The following is a 2244-nucleotide window of genomic DNA, read 5'->3' on the forward strand; positions in this document are numbered from 1 at the left end:
CCGCGAACGCAAAGGGCGATTGGTCGAGCACGATCCCCGCGCAGCCCCACGGCCTTGTTGGGATCACCGTGACGGATGAGCACGGGCAGAAGGTCGATCACTCCTTCACCGTGGATGTCGCTGACCCCATCGCGGAGCTGACGATCACGGGCCCGAAGGAGGGTGCGACCGTCGACACCGACACCCCGAACGTCACCGGTACTGCGCAGCCGGGTGCGAAGGTCACCGTCACGGGGAAGGACGGCGAGACCCTCGCCGAGACGACCGCAGGCGAGGACGGCAAGTGGTCGGTGGATCTGCCGAAGCTCCCCAACGGCACGCACGAGATCACGGTGAAGGACGACAACGGCAAGTCCGATGATGTGTCGTTCGTGGTGAACGCGATCACCCCGATCCAGCTCACCGGCCCCGAAACGAGCGAGTCGAAGCGTCCCGTCGTGACCGGGACCGGGCATCCGGGCTCGAACATCGAACTGAAGGACGTTCTGGGTAAGACGATCGGGATCGGCACGGTTGCGGCGGACGGCAAGTGGTCCATCACCCCGACCACTGATCTGGGGAAGGGCGCGAATGTCGTGACCGCGCACCAGACCGCCCCCGGCGGGAAGACGTCGGAGGCGACCGGTACGATCCAGGTCACCGCGAAGGATCCCCTGGTCGTGACCGGCCCGACCCCGGGCGCCACGGTTGAGTCGGAGACTCCGAACGTGTCGGGCACCGCGGAGCCGGGATCGAAGATCACCGTCACCGGCCCCGACGGGGAGAAGCTCGGGGAGACCACGACTGATGAGAACGGCGACTGGTCGCTTCAGCTGCCCGTGATGCCCGAGGGTGAGACCTCGATCACGGTGACCGACGAGCACGGCGGGAAAGAAGAGATCGAGTTCACGGTTCCCGAGCACTTCGACGATGAGCAGGATGCCGACTCGCAGGCCGACCCGGGCGCTGGCGCGAACGGCACGGACGAGGACTCGAAGGACTCGAACACGAACTCCGCGAGCGAGCAGGACGCACGCGCGAACATGAACGCCTCCGCCTCGGCCGCAGCCTCCGCGAACGCCGACGGGCAGGGCAACGCCAAGATCGAGGGTGCCGCGCAGGCTGCCGCGTTCTCCGACGCGACCGCGATCGCGTCCGCCGCAGCCGACGTGTCGGCAAAGGCCGCCGCCCAGGCCGCCGCACTCGCCGAAGCGTCGACGAACGCGTCCGCCAACATCGACGCGAACGCCTCCGCCGCCGCCTCCGGCGCCGCACTCGGTTCCGCCGACAGCACCAGCACATCGGCTGCGAACGCGAACGCGTCCGCCGCCTCGGAGTCGAACGCTGCCGCGTCGGCGAAGTCCGCCGCGACCACGACCTCGTCCTCGGACGCGGGATCGCAGGCCGCGGGTCAGGCATCGGCAGCCGGTGCGACCTCGAACACGCAGGGCGCCAACAGTGGTTCGAACTCGAACGACCGCGCGAACGCGAACGCCGCCGCGTCGGCCGCCGCGACCGCGAAGGCCGACGACAACTCCAACGCGTCCGTGAAGGGAGCCGCGGAAGCCGCCGCATACGCCGACAACACCTCGCAGGCATCCGCCGCAGCCGACATCTCCGCGGAGGCCGCAGCGAAGGCTGCCGCCACCCCGACCGCGTCCAGCGACACGACCGCGAACCTGACCTCCGCATCCAACTCCGCAGCCGAGGCCGCGGCACGTGCCGCAGCCCAGGCCGACAACTCCTCCAGCGCGAACGCGTCCGCGTCGCAGCGTGCCACCACGAACGCGAACGCCGCCTCCAAGTCGGCCGCGATCACGAACGCGTCCAGCAACGCCGGAGCAAACGCCGGCGGCACCAGCACGGGGAAGACGAAGTGGAAGCGTCTCGGTGGTGCGAACCGGTTCGAGACCGCGGTCCAGGTGTCCAAGGACTCCTACCCGCGGGGAGCGAAGAGTATCGTGATCGCACGCTCCGATCTCGCACCCGACGCCCTGTCGGCGGCCCCGTTCGCCGTCAAGCAGAACGCGCCCGTGCTCCTCACCCCGCCCACCAGCCTCGTGAAGGAGACCAAGGCCGAGATCAAACGCCTGAAGGCCGACACCGTGTACATCGCGGGCGCAAACGGCGCGATCTCCGCATCGGTTGAGGCCGAGATCCGCGGCATGGGTGTCAAGATCGTCCGTATGGCCGGGAGCGACCGGTACGAGACGTCGCTGAAGATCGCACAGACGGGCTGGAAGAACGGCACCGAGAAAGCGTTCG

General features: G+C 68.8%; 1 protein-coding gene. It reads left to right on the top strand.

Going from position 1 to position 2244, the window contains the following annotated elements; all coding sequences use genetic code 11:
• Positions 1-68: 68 nt before the first annotated feature.
• Positions 69-2244, top strand: a 2176-nt coding sequence (locus tag XM48_RS00090) for an Ig-like domain-containing protein (protein WP_197074099.1), incomplete at its 3' end; no start/stop codon positions are given.

Source organism: Leucobacter sp. Ag1 (genome assembly GCF_000980875.1).
Lineage (GTDB): Bacteria > Actinomycetota > Actinomycetes > Actinomycetales > Microbacteriaceae > Leucobacter > Leucobacter iarius.